This window comes from Tardiphaga sp. (genome assembly GCF_044340795.1).
GTDB lineage: Bacteria > Pseudomonadota > Alphaproteobacteria > Rhizobiales > Xanthobacteraceae > Tardiphaga.
This window is the reverse complement of record NZ_JBIISY010000408.1, coordinates 1-3,314: the sequence shown is the minus strand read 5'-3', so window position 1 is coordinate 3,314 and position 3,314 is coordinate 1. Positions and strand designations below refer to the sequence as shown.

Annotated in this window: 3 protein-coding genes; 2 read left to right on the top strand and 1 reads right to left on the bottom strand. The window is 62.8% G+C overall.

The genetic code is table 11. From position 1 onward, the window contains the following. Positions 1–63: 63 nt before the first annotated feature. The gene (locus ACIQ17_RS32360; protein ID WP_398473652.1) at positions 64–1,128 is read right to left on the bottom strand and encodes an acyltransferase family protein; all 1,065 of its coding nucleotides are present in this window, start codon (positions 1,126–1,128) and stop codon (positions 64–66) included. A 291-nt stretch (positions 1,129–1,419) separates the two neighbouring features. Here ACIQ17_RS32360 and ACIQ17_RS32355 point away from each other — a divergent pair, with 291 nt between their 5' ends. Both ACIQ17_RS32355 and ACIQ17_RS32350 read left to right on the top strand, forming a co-directional pair. Then, positions 1,420–1,818 carry a hypothetical protein gene (locus ACIQ17_RS32355; RefSeq protein WP_398473651.1) on the top strand — a complete coding sequence of 133 codons (399 nt, stop codon included), beginning with the start codon at positions 1,420–1,422 and terminating at the stop codon, positions 1,816–1,818. Next, positions 1,815–3,314, top strand: a 1,500-nt coding sequence (locus ACIQ17_RS32350) for an acyltransferase family protein (RefSeq protein ID WP_398473650.1), incomplete at its 3' end; no start/stop codon positions are given. The genes ACIQ17_RS32355 and ACIQ17_RS32350, both read left to right, overlap by 4 nt.

The following is a 3,314-nucleotide window of genomic DNA, read 5'->3' as shown; positions in this document are numbered from 1 at the left end:
CATCACAGCCGGGCGCTGGCGGTGATGGGTATCGCTACGCTCAACCCATCCTACCGATCGGCGCTAGCCTGTCTTGGTTTCCAGCGCAGCACGGACTGTGCCTGCGCCGTCCCCGCCCCGCTTCCGCGTCACCAGCCGCTGCGCGAGCTTCGTGAGCGGGCGCTCGGCCAGATAATAGAAGACGAGCCCGGCGATCACCGACGCGACGATGCCGACACAGAAGAACAGCCACGAGCGGTGCATCAATTTGCCCAGCACCGACAGCGCAAGCCCGTGGGTGAGATAGAGCGAATAGGATGAATCGCCGATCAGCCGCAGCCAGCCCCAGTCGATGACGGGACCGGTGCGCTCGAGCACGACGGCGCCCCAGACCAGCAAGGCCGCTGGCAATCCCCAGACAATGACCCGCGCCGTGGCGATATCCGACAGCTCGAAACCGACCAGAAGCACCAGCGACGCGCTCACCAGCAGCCAGCCCGTCGCACGCGACACGCCCACGCCCACGCCCACGCCATGGCGCACGGCGATGGCAATGAGGACGCCGGCGAAGAATTCCAGCATCAGCGGATCGGACCACGACATCAGGATTGGATTCGACCCGGCATAGGAGAGACCGTTGATGACCGCGCCGATCAGGCCGACGCCGAGCGCGAGCAGCCGTTCGCGCGGACGCAACGGCAGGCACAGCGCGAACAGCGCGTAGAACAGCACTTCATAGTTCAGCGTCCAGCCCTGCACGAGCACCGGCCAGATCGGATCGGTTTCCGATGATCCCGGCGGCCGCATCGGCACGAACAGATAGGAGCCAAAAGCGTAGCTCAGATCGAACTTCAAATTCGGGAAGGCCGACGGCATCACCATGGCGCCGACGAGGAGCAGCGACGTCACGAACCAGTACAGCGGCGCGATACGCACCAGCCGGTGAAGGATGAAATTGAAAGGCGACTGCGGACGGATATCGGTGATCGTCCACATCAGGAAGCCGCTGATGACGAAAAAGATGTCAACGCCCGCATTGCCGATGAGGATCGTCTGACCGATCGGGCTGGCATGCACGATCACGACGCCCAATGCGGCGATCGCTCTCAGATACTGGATCGAGACATAGGTCGAGCTGGTACGCGGCAATGCTGTTTCCTGCATGATCCGCCAATACGACCGCAGAAGGTAGATAACAACCGCGACCGCCGTTCATGGTGAATGATGATGTGCGCAGCGTTCTGAAAGTCGCGGCAACAATTACAATTTTATTCAAATGCGACGCTTTGCACCCAAGGTGCGTCAACATCGCAGATGGCAGCTTGATTCAATTAACCGCTATTTCAGCTGTCGATTGCGTGCCTCTGCGCAGATAACTACCATCCGGCTCATACTCATCCACCACTTCAACTTCAGTCATTTGCAAAGCGGGAGCCTCCCTTGCCAACGATCTCGGGTTTGCGCGACATGGACGGCGTGCCGGTTGAATTCCTGAAGATCGTCCCCGGCGGCTTCGTCGTCATGGATGTCGATGGCAATCAATCACTGATCTCCCGGCATCGCTGGGATGGCCTGCCGGCATGGGGCGCATCGAAGACTGACATGGCTGCGTCACGACCACGCCCGACAAAGGCAGCGCTCGCGATTGCGATGATCGGACTCGTCCTGATGCTGTGCGACGCCTGCGCATGGGTCATTCACAACGCCTTTGTCGCCGCGCGTGCGGTGCGACACCAGGCACGCAAGGGCCTGCGTGCGTTGCAATCATCTCCCGGCCTGCCTGCTCCGGCCACACCGGCCGTGCTGGACAAGACGATGATCGTGCGATCGGACGGATGACGGCGACCACCACATCCTATCGGAGCGATATCGACGGCCTCCGCGCGCTCGCGGTGCTGCCGGTCGTCCTCTATCACATGAATATTCCGGGGATCAGCGGCGGCTTCCTCGGGGTCGACGTGTTCTTCGTGATCTCCGGCTTCCTGATCTGCGGCATGGTCGACAAGGACATCCGCAAAAATCGCTTTTCGCTGGTCGATTTCTACAAGCGCCGTGCGCTGCGCATCCTGCCCGCGCTGGTGGTGGTGCTGATCGCGACCTCCCTGCTCGCCTTCCGCTATAACCTTCCGGTGGAGCTGAAGGAGTATGCCGCGAGCCTCGCCAGCGCCGTCGCATCGATTTCCAATGGCTATTTCGCTGCCACCGCCGGCTATTTCGACGCGCCCGCCGAGACCAAGCCGCTGCTGCACACATGGTCGCTGAGTGTCGAGGAACAGTTCTATCTGTTCGTGCCGCTGTTCATGACGGCGGTGTACCGCTTCCTGCCGAAACGGGTCGGCCTCGTGCTCGCTGCAGCGACGGTGCTGTCGTTCCTGGCCTGCATCGCCATGACGCTGCGCAATCCGAGCTTCGCCTTCTATCTGACGCCGTTCCGCGCCTGGGAACTTGCCCTTGGCGCCTTGCTCGCCATCGGCATCATTCCCACGCCGCGTGGAAAGATGCTGCGCGAGACGTGCGGCGCCGTCGGTCTGGTGCTGCTCGTCGGGGTCTATCACCTTGCGGCGCCCACGCATCCGCTGCCGCTTGTCTCAGCCATTGCCTGTATCGGCGCGGTCCTGTTCATCGCCTCCAACGGCCACGCGCTCTCCACGGCCGGCCGCCTGCTGTCATGGCGGCCCCTCGTCTTTATCGGGCTGCTCTCCTACTCGCTCTATCTGTGGCACTGGCCGCTGATCGTGTTCCAGAAATCGGACGCGCTGCTGTCCAACAGCACGTCCGCCGTCGTCGTGAACGGCATCCTGCTCGGCACGATGTTCGTCCTCGCCTATCTCTCCTGGCGCTTCGTCGAACGGCCGTTCCGCAGTCATGCGCGTGATCTGTCGACGCGCACGGTGTTCGTCGGCAGCGGCGGCGCCATCGCCGGCATTCTGGCGGCATCGCTGCTCGTCATCATCGGCGGCGGCGCGGCATTCCGCTTCTCGCCGCAGATCGTCGCCATCGGCGCTTATCTCGGCTATGATCCCGCGCCGACCTTCCGCACCGGCACCTGCTATCTCGGCGCCAATCGTCAGCGCTTCGACAGCGAGACCTGCCTGAAGATGGACGCCAACAAGCCGAACTATCTCCTGCTCGGCGACAGCCATGCCGCACATCTGTGGTCCGGCCTTGCCAAGGCACTGCCCGACGTCAATCTGCTGCAGGCCAGCGCCAGCATGTGCCGGCCGCTGATCCAGCCAGTGTCAGCGCTGGACAGCCGCGCCTGCCCGCGGCTGATGAACGAGGTGTTCGGCAATTTCCTGACCGGGCACAAGATCGATCGCGTGCTGCTGTCGGCG